Annotated in this window: 16 protein-coding genes; 5 read left to right on the plus strand and 11 right to left on the minus strand. The window is 73.0% G+C overall.

The features are described from left to right. Nucleotides 1-3: 3 nt before the first annotated feature. The 8 genes from AB0C78_RS27375 to argF all read right to left on the minus strand — a co-directional run bounded on the left by AB0C78_RS27375 (nucleotide 4) and on the right by argF (nucleotide 8,240). Nucleotides 4-321: a bifunctional 3-phenylpropionate/cinnamic acid dioxygenase ferredoxin subunit gene (locus AB0C78_RS27375; protein ID WP_151592905.1), complete on the minus strand. Its 318-nt coding sequence runs from the start codon at nucleotides 319-321 to the stop codon at nucleotides 4-6. Beyond that, complete coding sequence (sufD, locus tag AB0C78_RS27380; protein WP_360753025.1) at nucleotides 318-1,460, minus strand: Fe-S cluster assembly protein SufD; 1,143 nt, start codon at nucleotides 1,458-1,460, stop codon at nucleotides 318-320. Before sufD ends, AB0C78_RS27375 begins: the two co-directional genes overlap by 4 nt. Next, the gene (sufB, locus tag AB0C78_RS27385; protein ID WP_151539775.1) at nucleotides 1,460-2,869 is read right to left on the minus strand and encodes a Fe-S cluster assembly protein SufB; all 1,410 of its coding nucleotides are present in this window, start codon (nucleotides 2,867-2,869) and stop codon (nucleotides 1,460-1,462) included. The genes sufD and sufB overlap by 1 nt, the downstream gene beginning before the upstream one ends. Next, entirely contained in the window at nucleotides 2,866-3,663 is a 798-nt protein-coding gene (locus AB0C78_RS27390) for a metalloregulator ArsR/SmtB family transcription factor (protein ID WP_151539822.1), read from the minus strand. Before AB0C78_RS27390 ends, sufB begins: the two co-directional genes overlap by 4 nt. A gap of 138 nt (nucleotides 3,664-3,801) precedes the next feature. After that, complete coding sequence (locus AB0C78_RS27395; protein WP_360753028.1) at nucleotides 3,802-4,764, minus strand: universal stress protein; 963 nt, start codon at nucleotides 4,762-4,764, stop codon at nucleotides 3,802-3,804. Continuing rightward, complete coding sequence (locus tag AB0C78_RS27400) at nucleotides 4,761-6,182, minus strand: amino acid permease (RefSeq protein ID WP_360753177.1); 1,422 nt, start codon at nucleotides 6,180-6,182, stop codon at nucleotides 4,761-4,763. The genes AB0C78_RS27395 and AB0C78_RS27400 overlap by 4 nt, the downstream gene beginning before the upstream one ends. Nucleotides 6,183-6,264: 82 nt before the next feature. Beyond that, on the minus strand, nucleotides 6,265-7,200 hold the full coding sequence (gene arcC, locus AB0C78_RS27405) for a carbamate kinase (protein ID WP_360753031.1): 936 nt from the start codon (nucleotides 7,198-7,200) through the stop codon (nucleotides 6,265-6,267). Between the two features lie 38 nt (nucleotides 7,201-7,238). Further along, nucleotides 7,239-8,240 carry an ornithine carbamoyltransferase gene (gene argF / locus AB0C78_RS27410; RefSeq protein WP_360753034.1) on the minus strand — a complete coding sequence of 334 codons (1,002 nt, stop codon included), beginning with the start codon at nucleotides 8,238-8,240 and terminating at the stop codon, nucleotides 7,239-7,241. Between the two features lie 204 nt (nucleotides 8,241-8,444). Between argF and AB0C78_RS27415 the strand changes: the two genes are divergently transcribed. The 5 genes from AB0C78_RS27415 to polX all read left to right on the plus strand — a co-directional run bounded on the left by AB0C78_RS27415 (nucleotide 8,445) and on the right by polX (nucleotide 13,919). After that, nucleotides 8,445-9,371, plus strand: coding sequence for an ABC transporter ATP-binding protein (locus AB0C78_RS27415; RefSeq protein ID WP_360753036.1), 927 nt, complete (start codon nucleotides 8,445-8,447; stop codon nucleotides 9,369-9,371). Next, the gene (locus AB0C78_RS27420; RefSeq protein ID WP_360753039.1) at nucleotides 9,368-10,171 is read left to right on the plus strand and encodes an ABC transporter permease; all 804 of its coding nucleotides are present in this window, start codon (nucleotides 9,368-9,370) and stop codon (nucleotides 10,169-10,171) included. Before AB0C78_RS27415 ends, AB0C78_RS27420 begins: the two co-directional genes overlap by 4 nt. A gap of 3 nt (nucleotides 10,172-10,174) precedes the next feature. Continuing rightward, the gene (locus AB0C78_RS27425; protein WP_360753042.1) at nucleotides 10,175-11,110 is read left to right on the plus strand and encodes an EamA family transporter; all 936 of its coding nucleotides are present in this window, start codon (nucleotides 10,175-10,177) and stop codon (nucleotides 11,108-11,110) included. Between the two features lie 138 nt (nucleotides 11,111-11,248). Beyond that, a complete protein-coding gene (prcB, locus tag AB0C78_RS27430; RefSeq protein ID WP_360753045.1) occupies nucleotides 11,249-12,088 on the plus strand; it encodes a proteasome subunit beta in 840 nt (279 codons plus the stop codon). A 103-nt stretch (nucleotides 12,089-12,191) separates the two neighbouring features. Then, on the plus strand, nucleotides 12,192-13,919 hold the full coding sequence (gene polX, locus AB0C78_RS27435; protein ID WP_360753048.1) for a DNA polymerase/3'-5' exonuclease PolX: 1,728 nt from the start codon (nucleotides 12,192-12,194) through the stop codon (nucleotides 13,917-13,919). 54 nt (nucleotides 13,920-13,973) lie between these two features. Here the strand turns inward: polX and AB0C78_RS27440 are convergent, their stop codons facing one another. The 3 genes from AB0C78_RS27440 to AB0C78_RS27450 all read right to left on the minus strand — a co-directional run bounded on the left by AB0C78_RS27440 (nucleotide 13,974) and on the right by AB0C78_RS27450 (nucleotide 17,219). Further along, a complete protein-coding gene (locus AB0C78_RS27440) occupies nucleotides 13,974-14,972 on the minus strand; it encodes a COX15/CtaA family protein (protein WP_360753050.1) in 999 nt (332 codons plus the stop codon). 47 nt (nucleotides 14,973-15,019) lie between these two features. Continuing rightward, nucleotides 15,020-16,243: a PrsW family intramembrane metalloprotease gene (locus AB0C78_RS27445; protein ID WP_360753053.1), complete on the minus strand. Its 1,224-nt coding sequence runs from the start codon at nucleotides 16,241-16,243 to the stop codon at nucleotides 15,020-15,022. Nucleotides 16,244-16,313: 70 nt separating this feature from the next. Next, nucleotides 16,314-17,219: a heme o synthase gene (locus tag AB0C78_RS27450; protein ID WP_360753179.1), complete on the minus strand. Its 906-nt coding sequence runs from the start codon at nucleotides 17,217-17,219 to the stop codon at nucleotides 16,314-16,316. Nucleotides 17,220-17,635: the final 416 nt, after the last annotated feature.

The following is a 17,635-nucleotide window of genomic DNA, read 5'->3' on the forward strand; positions in this document are numbered from 1 at the left end:
TCCTCAATCGTCGGAGCCGAGCGAGACGTAGACGTCGCCGTCCTCGACCTTGACCTTGTAGGTGGCGACCGGCTGCGTGGCCGGCGGGTTGGTGGGCTTGCCGGTGCGCAGGTCGAAGCAGGACCCGTGCAGCCAGCACTCGATGGTGCCGTTGTAGATCTCGCCCTCGGACAGCGACACCTCGGCGTGCGAGCAGATGTCGTTGACGGCGTAGACCTCGCCGCCGGTGCGGGCCAGCGCGACCGGCGTGTCGCCGATCTCGACGCCGAGGGCCCCGTCCTCGGGGATCTCCTCCAGCGCGCACACCTTCACGAAGCTCATCGGCCCTCCGCGCGCACGTCCAGTTCGGCCTCGATCGCCTCGGCGACCTTCTCGCGCACCTCGGCGACCTCGATCCGCTCGACCAGCTGGCCGAGGAACCCGCGGACCACCATGCGGCGCGCCTCGTCGAAGGTGATGCCGCGCGCCTGCAGGTAGAACAGGTGCTCGTCGTCGAGCCGGCCGGACGCCGAGGCGTGCCCGGCGCCGGCGACCTCGCCGGTGAGGATCTCCAGGTTCGGCACCGAGTCGACCCGCGTCCCGTCGGTCAGGACGAGGTTGCGGTTCAGCTCGTAGGTGTCGGTGCCCTCCGCCTCCGCGCGGATGATCACGTCGCCGATCCAGACGGCGTGCGCGTCCTGGTCCTGCAGCGCGCCGCGGTAGTCGACGCGGCTGCGGCAGTTCGGCACGGCGTGGTCGACCAGCAGGCGGTGCTCCAGGTGCTGGCCGCCGTCGACGAAGTACACCCCGTACAGCTCGGCGTCGCCGCCGGGCCCGTCGTAGGCGACGGACGGGGAGATCCGCACGAGGTCGCCGCCGAGCGAGACGTTGTGCGAGACGAACCGGGCGTCGCGGCCCAGCCGCGCGTGCTGGTGCGAGACGTGCACGCTGTCGTCCGCCCAGTCCTGCAGGCTGATCACCGAGAGGCGGGCCCCGTCGCCGACGACGAACTCGACGTTGTCGGCGTAGGTCGCCGAGCCGCGGTGCGCGAGCACCACGGTGGCCTCGGCGAACGGCTCCAGGATCACGGTGGTGTGCCCGTAGGCGGCGGCCGAGGCGTCCTCGCCGCGCAGCCGGACGACGGTCGGCGCCGAGGCGACGACCTCCTTCGGCACGGTGACGACGGTCGCGTGCGTGAACGACGCCCACGCCTGCGCGCTGACCCGGTCGGCGGGCACATAGGCCTTGCCGAGCCGGGCGTCGTCGCGGCCGACGGTCTCGACGGTCACCTCGGGCGCCGCCTCGACCTCGGCGATGACCTTGCCGTTCGGCTCGGCGGTGCCGTTGTGCAGGCCGCGGAGGCGGCGCAGCGGGGTGAACCGCCACTCCTCCTCGCGGCCGGTGGGGACGTCGAAGTCGCCCACCTCGTACGAAGCCTTCTCGTGCAGGGTCGAGAGCGGCTTGCCGGTCTCCAGCCCCATCAGCCGACGGCCCCTTCCATCTGCAGCTCGATGAGCCGGTTCAGCTCGAGCGCGTACTCCATGGGCAGCTCGCGCGCGATGGGCTCGACGAACCCGCGCACGATCATCGCCATGGCCTCGTCCTCGGTCATGCCGCGGCTCATGAGGTAGAACAGCTGGTCCTCCGACACCTTGGAGACGGTGGCCTCGTGGCCCATCTCCACGTCGTCCTCGCGGACGTCGACGTACGGGTAGGTGTCGGACCGGCTGATCTGGTCGACCAGCAGCGCGTCGCACTTGACGGTGGACTTGCTGTGCTCGGCGCCCTCCTGGATCTGCACCAGGCCCCGGTAGGAGGTGCGGCCGCCGCCGCGCGCCACCGACTTGGAGACGATGCTGCTGGAGGTGTTCGGCGCGGCGTGCACCATCTTGGCGCCGGCGTCCTGGTGCTGGTCCTCGCCGGCGAACGCGATCGACAGGGTCTCGCCCTTGGCGTGCTCGCCGAGCAGGTAGATCGCCGGGTACTTCATGGTGACCTTGGAGCCGATGTTGCCGTCGACCCACTCCATGGTGGCGCCCTCGTAGGCGACGGCGCGCTTGGTCACCAGGTTGTAGACGTTGTTCGACCAGTTCTGGATGGTCGTGTAGCGGACGCGGGCGTCCTTCTTCACGACGATCTCGACGACGGCGGAGTGCAGCGAGTCCGACTTGTAGATCGGCGCGGTGCAGCCCTCGACGTAGTGGACGTAGGAGCCCTCGTCGGCGATGATCAGCGTCCGCTCGAACTGGCCCATGTTCTCGGTGTTGATCCGGAAGTAGGCCTGCAGCGGGATCTCGACGTGGACGCCCGGCGGGACGTAGATGAACGAGCCGCCCGACCACACGGCGGTGTTGAGCGCGGCGAACTTGTTGTCGCCGACCGGGATCACGGAGCCGAAGTACTCCTGGAAGATCTCCGGGTGCTCGCGCAGGCCGGTGTCGGTGTCGACGAAGATGACGCCCTTCTCCTCAAGGTCCTCGCGGATCTTGTGGTAGACGACCTCCGACTCGTACTGGGCGGCGACGCCGGCGATGAGGCGCTGCTTCTCCGCCTCGGGGATGCCGAGCTTGTCGTAGGTGTTCTTGATGTCCTCGGGGAGCTCCTCCCAGGACGCCGCCTGCTTCTCCGTCGAGCGGACGAAGTACTTGATGTTCTCGAAGTCGATCGCCGACAGGTCCGAACCCCAGGTGGGCATCGGCTTCTTGTCGAAGAGCCGGAGTCCCTTGAGGCGCAGGTCGAGCATCCAGTCCGGCTCGCCCTTCTTGGCCGAGATGTCGCGGACGACGTCCTCGTTCAGGCCGCGCCGCGCGGAGGCGCCGGCCTCGTCGGAGTCGGCCCAGCCGAACTTGTACCTGTCGAGCCCCTCCAGCTCGGGGTGGGCTGTAGTCATAGGGACGTCCTCCCGGACTCCTCGTCACTGGTGTGTGTTCTTTCGGGGGACCGCTCCCCCGCGTCCCCGCCAGGGGTGACGCTCGCTCCGGGATCCTCCGCCTGCCCCGTCCCGCACAGGGAGCGGGAGCTGACGTGGGTGGTGCAGATCCCGTCGCCGTGGGCGATCGTGGCCAGCCGCTGGACGGGGGTGCCCAGCAGGCGGCTGAACGCCTCGGTCTCGGCCTCGCACAGCTGCGGGAACTCGGCCGCGACGTGCGCGACCGGGCAGTGGTGCTGGCACAGCTGCTCGCCGCCGCCCGGCTGGGGCGCCTTGCCCGCGGCGGCGGCGTAGCCGTCGCCGGAGAGCGCCTCGGCGAGCGTGCGGACCCGCTGCTGCGGCGGCGCGTCCTGCACGACGGGCCGGTAGCGCCGTTCGAGGTCGGCGATCTGCCGGCGGGCGAACTCGGCGACCGCGTGGTCGCCGGCCGTCTCGGCCAGGAACCGCAGCGCGCTGCTCGCCAGGTCGTCGTAGGCGTGCACGAACGCGCTGCGCCCGGACTCGGTGATCGCGAACCACTTGGCGGGACGGCCGCGGCCGCGGCGGGTCTGCGGCGTCCGTGCCTTGCGGATCTCGATCATGCCCTCGGCCAGCAGCGCGTCCAGGTGCCGCCGGATCGCGGCGGGCGTGAGGCCCATCCGCTCGCCGAGCGTGGACGCCGTGACCGGGCCGTGCTCGAGGATCAGCCGCGCCACCCGGGCGCGGGTGTCGCGCTCGGTGTGGGAGGCGGCCGACGGCACGCCGGAAGGGCGCACGGGTGCGCTCTCCGGGGTCGCCTGATCCTCGCTCACGTTTTTCACAACATCAGTGTGCCGTAATTGCTTCCCGCGAAACACCGGAACGGGAATGTCCTCGCTCACGCAGGTTAGCCTTACCTAACCTTGACCTTCTCGCTAGGCGAAAGCGCCCGCGGCCCCGCGCGGGAGGACGAGCACCGGGCACGGCGCGGCCCGGACGATCTTGCCGGAGCCCTCGCCGAGGAAGACCTTGCGCAGCGGCCCGTCATGGCTGGACGGGCAGGCCAGCAGCTCACCCGGAAGCATATCGACGGCGGCGAGCGCCTTGGTGATGCCCGTCCCGGCGACCGCCTCCGTCCGGACCGCGATCCCGTCGCCCGCGGCGTCGCCGAGCCGCGCGGCGGCGTCGGCGAGGTCCCGCTCGGCCTGGGCCACCTGCCGCGCCATGACGTCGTCGGCGTTGCGGAACCGGGCCGCCAGCCCCGGCGGCCGGAGCACGAGGGTCACCAGCCGCATCGGCAGCGCCAGCGTCCGGGCGGTGCGCACCGCCGCCTCCACCGGGCCGTCCGCGTCCGGCCGCCGCCAGTACGCCACCGTGAGCCGCTCGAACTGGTCGGGGGCGCAGGCGGCGTAGCCGCGCGGCGCCAGCAGCACCGGCACCGGCGAGCCGTGCAGCAGCTGGTCCGCGGTACTGCCGATGACGACGCGCCCGCGGCGGCCGCGCGGCGCCGAGCCGATCACGATCAGGTCCGCGCCGGTCGCCGCGGCCACCTCGGCCAGCCCGCGCCCGCTGCCCCGGTGCGCGTGCACCCGCAGGTCCGTGCGCGACCGCGGGACGTTCAGCTCCGCGAGCCGCCCGGCCGCCCGCTCCAGCGCGTCGTGCGCCCTGTCCTTCAGGTAGCCGACCCATTCGGCGTCGACCGAGCCCGGCCCGCGCGCCGGCCAGGCCGGCGGGTGCACGTTCGCCACCGTCAGCCGCACGTCCGCGACCGCGCGCGGCGCCGTCACGCCGCGCAGGACCAGCGCTGCGAGCGCCAGCGCGTCGCCGCCCCGCTCGTCCGGCGAGTAGCCGGCGAGGATCCGCAGTGCGGGCGCGTCCGGCCCGTTCGCCCCGCTCATCGCGGCTCCTTCCCGGGAACGCCGGACGTCTCGGCCGCCAGCCGCGAGTGGCGGCGCCCGTAGAGGAAGTAGGCGACCAGCCCGGCCAGCGTCCACAGGGCGAACACGATCCAGGTCACGCTGCCGAGGCCGACCATCAGGTACACGCAGAGCGCGACGCCGATCAGCGGCGTCAGCGGATACAGCGGCGTGCGGAAACTGCGCGGCAGGTCCGGCCGCGTCCGGCGCAGCACGATCACGCCCACGCTGACCAGCGCGAACGCGAACAGGGTGCCGATGCTGGTGGCGTCCACCAGGCGGCCCAGCGGCACCGCGGCGGCGAGGATCCCGATGAACGCCGCGACGATCACGGTGTTGGCCACCGGCACCGCACGGCCCGGGCTGACCCGCTGGAACACGTGCGGGACCAGGCCGTCCCGCGACATCGCGAACAGGATGCGGGTCTGCCCGTACATGACGGTGAGGACGACGCTGGCGATGGCGACCACCGCGCCGAGGGACAGGATCATCGACGGCCAGGCCCGGCCGGTCGCCCGGTCCAGGACCAGGGCCAGCGACGCCTCCGAGCCGCTCAGCGAGAACCGGGTCCAGTGCATGGCGCCGACCGCGGCCAGCCCGACCAGCACGTACACCGCCGTCACGATCGCCAGCGACAGGACGATCGCGAGGGGCAGGTCCCGGCGCGGGTTCCGGGCCTCCTCGCCGGCGGTCGACGCGGCGTCGAAGCCGATGTAGGAGAAGAACACCTTGGAACCGGCGGCGCTGATGCCCGCCCACCCCATCGGCGCGAACGGGGTCAGGTTGCCGGAATGGAACGCGGTGAAGGCGACCGCGCAGAAGAACAGCAGCACCGCGATCTTCAGGAACACCATGACCGTGTTGGCCCGGGCGCTCTCGGACGTGCCGCGGAGCAGCAGCAGCGCCGCGATCACCACGACGACCACGGCCGGGAGGTTCACCAGCCCGCCGTCCCCCGGCGGGTTGCTGATCGCGGCGGGCATCGTGCCGACGCCCGCCTTGTCGAAGAACTCGTTGAGGTAGGAGCCCCAGCCGACCGCGACGGCCGACACCGAGACCGCGTACTCCAGCAGCAGGCACCACCCGCACACCCACGCCACCAGCTCCCCGAGCGTCGCGTAGGCGTAGGAGTAGGACGAGCCGGACACCGGGATCGTCCCGGCCAGCTCGGCGTAGGACAGCGCGGAGAACAGCGCCGTCACCGCGGCGAGCACGAACGCCAGCACCACCGCCGGGCCCGCCTTCGGCACCGCCTCGCCCAGCACGACGAAGATCCCCGTACCGAGGGTCGCGCCGACGCTGAACAGGGTCAGCTGCAGCAGGCTCATCGAGCGCCGCAGCTCGCCGCCCTCGCCGTGCCCGCCCTCGGCGACGATCCGGTCGACCGGCTTGGTCCGCATCAGCGACCGCGCGAACGACTCCCGGCCCGTCCCGGCGGTCACCGGACGCTCCGGGGCCCGCCCGGCGGACAGGACGGCGCGGTCACAGGGTGCTCTCCAGCGGCCAGGTCGCGTTCGGCGTCACGATCGTGCCCGCCTTGCCCGCGAGGATGTCGACGCAGTCGTCCAGCAGCCCGATCGCGGCCATGTCGCCGGTGCGCTCCACGAACCCGGTGACCGCGGCGACCTTCGGCCCCATCGACCCGTCCGGGAACCTCTCGCCGCGCAGCTCGAACGGCGTGGTGTGGGCGATCGCCTCCTGCCGGTCCGTGCCGTAGTGCCGCATGACGTTCGGGACGTCGGTGAGGATCAGCAGCGCGTCCGCGTCCAGCGTCTCGGCCAGCACCGACGCGGTGAGGTCCTTGTCGATCACCGCCTCGACGCCCTCCAGCCGGCCGACGTCGTTGCGGAACACCGGGATCCCGCCGCCGCCCGCGCACACCACGACCGTCCCGGCCCGCACCAGCTCCCGGATCAGCCGGATCTCGATGACCCGCTGCGGCTTCGGCGACGGCACCACGCGGCGCCAGCGCTCCCCGTCCCGGCGGATCGTCCAGGCGTACCGCTCGGCCAGCCGCTCCGCCTCCTCGCGGTCGTACACCTGGCCGACGAACTTGGTGGGGTTCTGGAACGCCGGGTCCACCGCGGACACCAGCGTCTGGTTGACCATCGCCATCACCTGGCGGCCGGGCAGCGCGTTCTGCAGCGCCTGCAGCAGCCAGTACCCGATCATCCCCTGGGTCTCGGCGCCGATGGTGTCCAACGGGTAGGGCCGGGTCAGCCGGCCATCGTTCTGGCTCTCCAGCGCCAGCACCCCGACCTGGGGGCCGTTGCCGTGCGTGATGATCAGCTCGTGCTGCTCGGCGAGCGGCGCGAGCGCCCGGACGGCCCGGTCCACGTTGCCCCGCTGGAGCCCGGCGTCCGGCGTCTCCCCGCGCTTGACCAGCGCGTTCCCGCCGAGCGCGACGACGACGCGCATGTCCCCCCTCCCCCGCGGCCCGGGCCCGGCCCACGCGCTCAGCCGAGCGTCGCGACCAGCACGGCCTTGATCGTGTGCATCCGGTTCTCGGCCTCGTCGAACACGATCGAGGCGTCCGACTCGAACACCTCGCCGGTGACCTCCAGCGCGTCCAGGCCCGTCCGCCGGTAGACCTCCTCGCCGACCGCGGTCTCACGGTCGTGGAAGGCGGGCAGGCAGTGCATGAACTTCGCGCCCGGGTTGCCGGTCGCGCGCATCACCTCGGCGTTCACCTGGTACGGCTGGAGCAGCGCGATGCGCTCGTCCCAGACGTCCGCGGGCTCGCCCATCGACACCCACACGTCGGTGAGGACGAAGTCGGCGCCGCGCACGCCCTGCGCCACGTCCTCGGTGATGGTGATCTCGGCGCCGGTGCCGGCCGCTACCGCGTTGGCGGGCTTGACGACCGTCTCCTCGTCCGGCCACAGCGCCCTCGGCGCGACGATCCGGACGTCCATGCCGAGCAGCGCCCCCGCCGCCACGTACGAACGGCCCATGTTGTTGTGGGCGTCACCCAGGTAGGCGTATGTGACGTCGTGCAGCGGCTTGTCGCTGTGCTCGCGCATGGTGAGCATGTCGGCGAGCATCTGCGTCGGATGCCATTCGTCGGTCAGGCCGTTCCACACCGGGACGCCCGCGTGCTCGGCCAGCTCCTCCACGTGCCGCTGCAGCGAGCCCCGGTACTCGATGCCGTCGAACATCCGCCCCAGCACGCGGGCGGTGTCCTTCATCGACTCCTTGTGGCCGATCTGGGAGCCGGCCGTGTCCAGGTAGGTCGTGTGCGCGCCCTGGTCGTGCGCGGCGACCTCGAACGCGCAGCGCGTCCGGGTGGAGGTCTTCTCGAAGATCAGCGCGATGTTGCGGCCCTCCAGGCGGCGCCGCTCCGTCCCGCTGTACTTGGCGGCCTTCAGCTCGGCGGCCAGGCCGATCAGGAACGCGAACTCCTTCGGGGCGAGGTCCAGCTCGCGGACGAGGCTGCGTCCGCGCAGGTTGTAGGCCATCGGTCCCCGGTCTCCCCGTTCGGCATGCCGTCAGGCCACCGGCCCGCCCCCGGTGACAGGCCGAGAGCTTCCCCCGCCCCGGCGGGCGAAACCAGGCCCACCGCGCGGCGCCGCGCCTTGCTCGGCCCCTTTACCCGGCCTTCACCCGGCGCACCGGCGGCACCCCGCGCGGAGCCCCCGGGCGGCGGACCTAAACTCATTGCCATGACAACCCCCGGAGACGGCGCCGTCGAGCTGGACGGGCTCGTCAAGCGCTATGGCACGGCGACGGCCGTGGACGGCCTGTCGTTCAGCGCCGCCCGGGGCGCCGTCACCGCGCTGCTCGGCCCGAACGGCGCGGGCAAGACCACCACGATCGAGATCTGCGAGGGGTTCCGCCGCGCCGACGCGGGCACCGTCCGGGTCCTCGGCCTGGACCCGGTCGCCGACGCGCGGGCGCTCAAGCCCCGCGTGGGGGTGATGCCGCAGTCGGGCGGCGTGCCGGGCACCGCGAAGGCCGCCGAGTTCCTGCGGCTCGTCGCCTCGTTCCACGCCACGCCCCTCGACCCGGCGGCGCTGCTGGCGCGGCTCGGCCTGACCGAGCACGCCCGCACCCCGTTCCGCCGGATGTCGGGCGGGCAGCAGCAGCGGCTGTCGCTGGCGGTCGCCGTGGTCGGACGGCCCGAGCTCGTGTTCCTCGACGAGCCGTCCACCGGCCTCGACCCGCAGGCGCGGCACGCCACCTGGGAGCTGATCGAGGAGCTGCGCGCGGCCGGCGTCTCCGTGGTGCTCACCACGCACAACATGGAGGAGGCCGAGCGGCTCGCCGACCAGGTCGTGATCGTCGACCACGGCAAGGTCGTGGCCGAGGGCAGCCCGCAGGAGCTGACCGGCGCCGAGCGGCAGCTGCGCTTCCGCGCCCGGCCCGGCCTCGGCCTGGAGGAGCTGCTGTCGGCGCTGCCCGCCGGGAGCGCCGCGAAGGAGTCGCCCGCCGGGCACTACCTGATCGAGGCCGACGTCAGCCCGGAACTGCTCGCCACCGTCACCGCCTGGTGCGCCTCGCACGGCGTGATGACCGAGGACCTGCGGATCGAGCGCCGCACGCTGGAGGACGTCTTCCTCGAACTGACCGGACGGGAGCTGCGCTCATGACCACGATACCGGCGGCGACGCCCGCGGCGGCGCGGCCCGCGCTGGACCTGTCGCCCGCGCCGGGCGCCGTCCCGCTGCCGCGGATGATCCTCTCCCAGGCCGGCTACGAGTTCCGGGCCGTGGTGCGCAACGGCGAGCAGCTGCTGCTCACCCTGATCATCCCGGTGGTGCTGCTGACGCTGTTCAGCGCCACCTCGCTGCTGGACCTCGGCTCCGGCCGCCGCGTCGACTTCCTCGCGCCCGGCATCCTCGCGCTCGCCGTGATGTCCACCGCGTTCACCGGGCAGGCGATCGGCACCGGGTTCGAGCGCCGCTACGGCGTGCTCAAGCGGCTCGGCGCCACGCCGCTGCCGCGCGGCGGCCTCATCGCCGCCAAGACGCTGTCGGTGGTCGCCGTCGAGATCCTGCAGGCGGTCGTGGTGTGCGCGGTCGCGCTGGCGCTCGGCTGGCACCCGCACGGCGACCCCGTCTCCGTGATCGTCCTGCTGCTGCTCGGGACGGCCGCGTTCAGCGGGTTCGGGCTTCTGATGGCCGGGACGCTGCGCGCCGAGGCCACCCTCGCCGCCGCGAACCTCGTCTACATCCTGCTGCTGGCCGTCGGCGGCGTGGTGTTCCCCCTCGACAAGTTCCCCGGCGCCGTCCGGGACGTGCTGGAGCTGCTGCCGATCTCGGCGCTCGCCGACGGGCTGCGGCAGGTGCTGCAGCACGGCGCGGCGTTCCCGGGCAAGCCGCTGCTGGTCCTCGCGGTGTGGGCGGCCGCCGGCCTCGCCCTCGCCGCCCGCTTCTTCCGCTGGGAGTGATCGTTGGCACTCGCTGAGGCCCCCGGGTCCTACGGAGCGGCGGGCCGGGCGGCCCGCCGCGCCCGCACGCTGTCGCTCGGCTCGGTGCCGCCGCCCGCCATGATCCTGCTCGGCATCGTGTCCGTGCAGGTCGGCGCCGGCCTGGCCAAGCACCTGTTCGAGCGGCTGCCGCCGACGTCGGTGGTGTCGATCCGGCTGCTGGCGTCGGCGCTCGTGCTGGGCTTCCTCGCCCGCAAGGGGCTGCGGACGATCCTGCGCGACCACTCCTGGAGCAGCCTGGCCGTCGTCGCGGGCTACGGGGTCGCGCTCGCGGGGATGAACTTCGCGTTCTACCAGGCCCTGTCGCGGATCCCGCTCGGCGTGGCGGTGACCATCGAGTTCCTCGGGCCGCTGTCGGTCGCGATCGTCGGCTCGCGCCGCCCCCGGGACCTGCTGTGGGTCGCGCTGGCGGGCGCCGGCGTGGTCATGCTCGCCCGGGGCGGCGGCGACGTGAACCTCGCCGGGATCGTGTTCGCGCTGGTCGCCGCGATCGGCTGGGCCTGCTACATCCTGCTGACGGCCGCCACCGGACGGCGGATCCCCGGCACCACCGGCCTCGCCCTCGCCAGCATCATCGGCACGCTCGTCATGCTGCCGGGCGGCCTCGCGGCCGGCGGCGGCGCCGTGTTCGACCCCGCGCTGCTGCTGATCGGGCTCGGGGTCGGGCTGCTGTCGTCGGTGATCCCGTACTCGCTGGAGCTGGAGGCGCTGCGGCGGGTGCCCGCCCGGGTGTTCGGCATCCTCATGAGCCTGGAGCCCGCCGTCGCCGCGCTGGTCGGGGTGGTCGTCCTCGGCGAGATCCTCACCGGACGGCAGTGGGTCGCGATCGGCTGCGTCATCGTCGCGTGCGCGGGCGCCACGCGGAGCCAGAAGGAGCCGCCGGAGGCCCCCGAGGCCTGACCCTCCCGCCGCTCGGGACCGTCCGGGGGAATCGGCTCCGCGGCGACGGGGCATGGGGTGGGGCGAGCATGGCAGGATCGATGGAAGGATCACTGCAGGAGCACCCGAGCAGCACCACCCCAGCAGAGAGGAGCCGCCGTGACCGGCCGGACCGATGACCAGGGACTGCCGCCGGAGTTCTTCGAGGCGGGACCGGCGTCGTTCGTCGACTTCCTGCGCCTGCACTCCCCCGACCTCCTGCCCGTCAACCGGGTCCCGGACGCCGGGACCGTCCCGGAGCTGCCGCACGGCACCACCGTGCTGGCGCTGACGATCCCGGGCGGGGTCATGATGGCCGGGGACCGCCGCGCCACCCAGGGCAACCGGATCGCCTACCGGGAGCTGGACAAGGTCCAGCGGGCCGACGAGTACTCCGCGGTGGCGTTCGCCGGGACGGTCGGGCTCGCGCTGGAGATGGTCCGGCTGTTCCAGGTGGAGCTGGAGCACTACGAGAAGATGGAGACGGTCCCGCTGTCGCTGCCGGGCAAGGCCCGCCGGCTCGGCGCCGTCATCCAGGCCAACCTCGCCCAGGCCATGCAGGGGCTCGCGGTCGTCCCGCTGTTCGCCGGGTACGACCCCGACACCGACGACGCCCGCATCTACACCTACGACATCACCGGCGCCCCGCAGCTCGCCCGCGACTACCACGCCGACGGCTCCGGCTCCCCCTACGCGCTCGGCGCGCTGAAGAAGCTGTACCGGCCCGACCTGTCGGTCGAGGACGCCGCGACGGTGTGCGTCCAGGCCCTGTACGACGCGGCCGACGACGACACGGCCACCGGCGGGCCCGACCTCTCCCGGCGCATCTACCCGACGATCGCGGCCGTCACCGCGGACGGCTACCGGCAGCTGCCCGAGGAGCAGGTCTCCGCGATCGCCGCCGAGGTGCTGGAGGGCCGGATGCGCGACCCGAACGGCCCGGTCGCGCCGCTACGCTGACCCGCTCTCGCGCGGCGGCCGCCACGCAGGGTCACCGGGCCGGCTCCGCTCGGTGACCCCGCCGGCTCCGGGAACGTCGTACCCGGCTCCTAGACTCGGCCGTATGGCACGCGCGAACGACGAGGCCGCAGCCCTCATCCAGGAACTGGCCGACCTCCTCTCCATCACCGGCGGCGACGCCTTCAAGATCCGGGCGTACGAGAAGGCCGCGCGGGCGATCGCGGGCCATCCCGACGACATCTCCGGGCTCGACCTGGCCGGGCTCCGCAAGATCCCGACGGTCGGCGAGGCGATCGCCAAGAAGGTCCTCGACTACACCACCACCGGCACCATCCGGCAGGTCGAGGAGCTGCGCACGCAGATCCCCGCGGGCGTCCGCGCGCTCACCGCGATCCCGACGCTCGGCCCGAAGAAGGCCCTGGCCGTCTACGAGGAGCTCGGCATCTCGTCGGTGGACGAGCTGGCCGAGGCGATCAAGGAGGGCCGGCTGCGCGGCCTGAAGGGCTTCGGCGCCAAGACCGAGGACAACATCCTGCGCGGCATCGAGCTGATGCGCAGCTCCGGCGAGCGCGTCCTCCTGGACGCCGCCGCGGGCGTCGCCGACGAGATCGTCGCGGCGCTGTCGGCGCTCCCGCAGGTCGAGCGGTGCATGCACGCGGGGTCGCTGCGCCGGATGCGCGAGACGATCGGCGACGTCGACGTGCTCGCCGCGTCCACCGACCCGCACCCGATCATGGAGGCGTTCGCCGCGCTGCCGCTCGTCGCCGAGGTGATCGTCGGCGGCGACAAGAAGACGTCGATCCGCACCGACCGGGGGCTCCAGGTCGACCTGCGCGTCGTCCCGCCGGAGTCGTGGGGCGCGGCGCTGCAGTACTTCACCGGCTCGCAGGCGCACAACATCCGCACCCGCGAGATCGCGGTGAAGGCGGGGCTGAAGCTGTCGGAGTACGGGCTGTTCGACGCCGACTCCGGCGACCTGATCGTGTCCAGCACCGAGGAGGAGGTCTACGAGCGGCTCGGCCTGCCGTGGATCCATCCCGCCCTGCGCGAGGACACCGGGGAGATCGAGGCGGCGCTGAAGGACGAGCTGCCCCGCCTGGTCACCGTCGAGGACCTGCGCGGCGACCTGCACAGCCACACCGACCTCACCGACGGCATCGCCTCCCTGGAGGACATGGTCGCCGCCGCCGCGGACCGCGGCCTGGAGTACTACGCGATCACCGACCACGCGCCGAACCTGTTCATGCAGCGGATGACGGACGAGAAGATGCTCGCCCAGCGCGAGCAGGTCCGGAAGCTGCAGAAGAAGTACCCGGGCCTGGTCCTGCTGCACGGCACCGAGCTGAACATCGACCCCGACGGCGAGGTCGACTGGGACGCCGGTTTCCTGGAGGGGTTCGACGTGTGCGTGGCGTCCGTCCACTCGCACTTCACGCAGGACGAGGCGGCCATGACGCGGCGGCTCGTCCGCGCGTGCGAGAACCCGAACGTCCACGTGATCGGGCACCCGACGGCGCGGAGCATCGGCCGCCGCCCGCCGGTGGACGCCGACTGGGACGAGGTGTTCCGCGCCGCCGCCCGTACCGGCACGGCGATGGAGATCGACTCGTTCCCCGACCGGCTCGACCTGCCCGCCGACCTGATCCGCCGCGCCAAGCGGTTCGGGGTGCGGTTCTCCGTCGACACCGACGCGCACTCGCTCGGGCACCACCGCAACATCCGCTACGGGATCGGCACCGCGCAGCGGGGCTGGCTCACGCCCGACGACGTCATCAACACCTGGCCGCTGGAGCGCCTGCGCGCCTTCCTCCGCAAGGACGGCGCGCGGTGAGCGGCACGCGGTGAACGGCGGGGGTGAGCGGCGGGTGGTGAGCGGCGGGCGGGCTCAGGCGGGCTGAGCGGCCTCGGCGGGACGCGCGGCCACCGTGCGCGGCCGCGCGTCCGGCATCGGGCCGCGGTCGCGAAGCGCGAAGAACAGCCGGAAAGCCGCGATCCACATCAGCACCGCGCCGAGCATGTGCAGCAGCACCAGCCCGGCCGGGACGCCGAGGAAGTACTGCGCGTAGCCGACGGCGCCCTGCGCGACGATCAGCGCGATCAGCTCCAGCGCCCGGCGCTTGGCCGCGGCGGGGCCGCCGGTGCGGTACAGCGCGATGGTGACCGCGATCGTGAAGGCGATGGTGACCCAGGCCAGCTCGCCGTGGATGCGCGCCACGTCCTCGATGTTGAAGCCGTAGCGGCGCGACGAGGCGTCGCCGGCGTGCGGGCCGGTGCCCGTGACGACGGTGCCCGCGACGAGCACGGCCGCCGCGGCGACCAGCAGCAGCCCGCCGAGGCGGCGCGTCCAGGGGCCGGCGAGCGGCCGGGCGGGGGCGTCGCCCTCGCCCGCGCGCACCCACAGCGCCACGCAGAACACCAGGAGCGCGGGAGAGACGAGGAAGTGCGCCGACACCGCGGCCGGGTTCAGGTCGGTGAGCACGACGATGCCGCCGATGACGGCCTGCGCGACGACGCTCATCGGCTGGGCGAGCGACCACCAGACCAGGTCGCGGCGGCGCGGGACGAGGCGCAGCGCGGCGACGAACACCAGCACGCCGATCGCCAGCACCACGAAGGTGATCAGCCGGTTGCCGAACTCGACCGCCATGTTGAACGCGTGGTGGTCGGCGTTGTGGGTGGGGACGAGGCTGTCGCCCGAGCAGCGCGGCCATTCGGGGCAGCCGAGCCCCGACTCGGTCAGCCGGACGAGGCCGCCGCTGACGACGATCACCACGTTGCCGATGACGCCGAGCAGCGCGAGCAGCCGCACCGACCCCGGGGTGGGGTGCCACACGGCGTCCCAGGCACGGATCAGCGGGTTCGTCGACGACTTTCGCTCAGCCACGCGTCAATCGTATGGCCGCCCTCCCGTGCCCCCGACGCACCCCCCGGTTACCGCGCGTACGGGCCGGGCGGGGGCGGCGGCAGGAAGCCGGACGGCCCCTGCGGCGCCCAGGGCGGCGCCCCGGACGCGGGCCCGCCGGGACGCGGCGGGGTGCGCAGGAACGCCTGCCGGGCCAGCGACATCAGCTCCAGCAGCGAGTCGCGGCGGGCGGTGAACCAGTGCGGCTCGGCGTTGCCGCGGTCGGCGCGCTTGTGCAGCAGCGCGAGCTCGGTGGCGGCGAGCTGGTAGTCGACCATCGCGCGGGCGGCGGGCGGGCCGCCGACGGACCTGGCCCACCGGCGCGCGGCCCGCCGCGACGGGATGGACCGCAGCATCCGCACGTCCTGCGGGGTGACGAGGCCGGTTCCGGCGTACATCGGCAGGTACGCCTCGATGCGCCGGACGGTGTGCCGCCGCTCGACAGAGACGATGACGATCAGCGTGACCAGGACGCCGAAGTCGAGGAGGTACACGATGCCGAGGCCGCCGAGCCCGAAGGTCGTGGCGCCGTTCCAGAGGCCGTGCAGGAGCATCGCGCCGAGCAGCCCGAGGACGGGCGCGACGAGCTGGCCGCGCCGGTGGGTGGCGGCGTAGGCGACGCCGAGGCCGGTCATCGAGGTGAACAGCGGATGGCTGAGCGGCGCGATCAGGCCGCGCAGGATGAACACGGTCTGCAGCTGCTGGGCGCCGCCGTCCTCGAACGCCCGCATGTAGTAGGTGATGTTCTCCATCATCGCGAAGCCGAGGCCGACCATGGCGGCGTAGATGATCCCGTCGGCGAAGCCGTCGATCTCGTTGCGGCGGAACCACAGCATGCCGAACAGCACGGCGCCCTTCAGCGACTCCTCGATGACGGGGGCGCCGAAGGTGGCGCTGACGAAGTGACCCTTGGTCTCGCCGAAGATCGGGACGGTGACGTACAGCAGGCCGAGGGTGTTGAGCACCAGCGCGCCGAGGACGGCGACGCCCGCGCCCCACATGAACGCGAAGATCAGGGCGCGCGGCGGCTCGGGCTCCAGCCGGTCCAGGGTGAGGGCGAGCGCCACCAGCGCCGGGATCGGCAGGATCGCCAGGACGACGCCGACCCAGAAGCCGGCGCCGCCGGACAGCACGTCGGCGGCGAGCGCGAGCACCACGCACAGCGACGAGACGGTCAGCCCGACGATCAGGCCGACCGGGGGCCGGCCGGGGATCCGGCCTTCGAGCACGGCCTTGGGGTCCACACGCGCCATGACGTGAGCGTAACGGGTCGGCGCAGGTCCCCGAGGGGGCCCGGCGCGCCGCCGGGCCGCCGCGCGGGGCTCAGTGCAGCAGCGGGTCGACGGCGACGGCGGTGAACAGCAGCGCCAGGTACACGTTCGACAGGTGGAAGAACCGCATCGGCCGCAGGTGGACGCCGGTCACGCCGGCGCGGACGGCCTTGAGCAGCCGGTGCCCCTCGCCGAGGAAGACCAGGCCGAGGACCACCGCGACGGCCCCGTACACCGGGCCCATCCCGGCCACGGGCCACAGCGCGAGCGAGCACGCGACGGTGGCGTAGCTGTAGATCAGGCTCTCGGTGATGACGCGGCGCTCGGTCGCGACGACCGGCAGCATCGGCACCTTGGCGACCGCGTAGTCCTCGCGGTAGCGCATGGCGAGCGTCCAGGTGTGCGGAGGCGTCCACAGGAACACGACGCCGAACAGCACGAACGGGGTCCAGGCCAGGCCGTTGGTGATCGCCGTCCAGCCGATCAGCACCGGCATGCAGCCGGCGATGCCGCCCCACACGACGTTCTGCGACGTCCGGCGCTTGAGCAGCAGCGAGTAGACGAAGACGTAGAACAGGATCGCGAACAGCGACCCGGCCGCCGACAGCGGGTTGACGGTGAAGAAGAACCCGGCCGTGGACACCAGCGCGAGCGTGATCCCGAACACCAGGGCGCGGGCCGGGGTGACCTGCGCGCGGGCCAGCGGGCGGCGCCGGGTGCGGCGCATCTTGACGTCGATGTCGCGGTCGATGTAGCAGTTGATCGCGTTCGCGGCGCCGGCCGACATGGCCCCGAAGGAGAAGGTCAGCAGCACCGTCGACAGCGGCGGCACGCCGCGCTGGGCGAGGAACATCACCGGGATCGTGGTGATCAAGAGCAGCTCGATCACGCGCGGCTTGGTGAGCGCCACGTAGGCGCGCACGCTGGCGCCGATCGACCGGCGGGCGGTCTCGGCCACCGGCTCCGGCGCGGCGGGCGCCCCCGGCGCACGCCCGTCGAGCGGTCCCGGCTCCTCGAGCTCGACCCCGCGCTTGTTACTGAGCACCGTCACAATCGGGTCCACGTCCAACTAGGCATGAAGAAATCGCGTACCACCTCGGCGGCGCCCCCGCGATCCGGGCCGGCCTCGGTCGAGTGCAACTTCGGCTTGGTGATCCTGCTGTCTCGGCCGCCGTCGTCGGCCGCGCCATCACTGTAGTCCGACCCCTGCCGGGGGCGTGCACCGGGGCACCGGACGCGCCGGTCCCCCGCCGGAGGAGCCCATTCTCCGGGCCGTCCCCCGGGCGGCGGGGCGGAAACCCGTTCCCCCCTCGGTATCACCCGTGCGGGGGGGTTAGCCCGCGAACCGATCGGGCAAGGGTGCAGGGAAGCGGC

Origin of the sequence: Actinomadura sp. NPDC048394, from assembly GCF_040651755.1 — a bacterium.
GTDB lineage: Bacteria > Actinomycetota > Actinomycetes > Streptosporangiales > Streptosporangiaceae > Spirillospora > Spirillospora montaniterrae.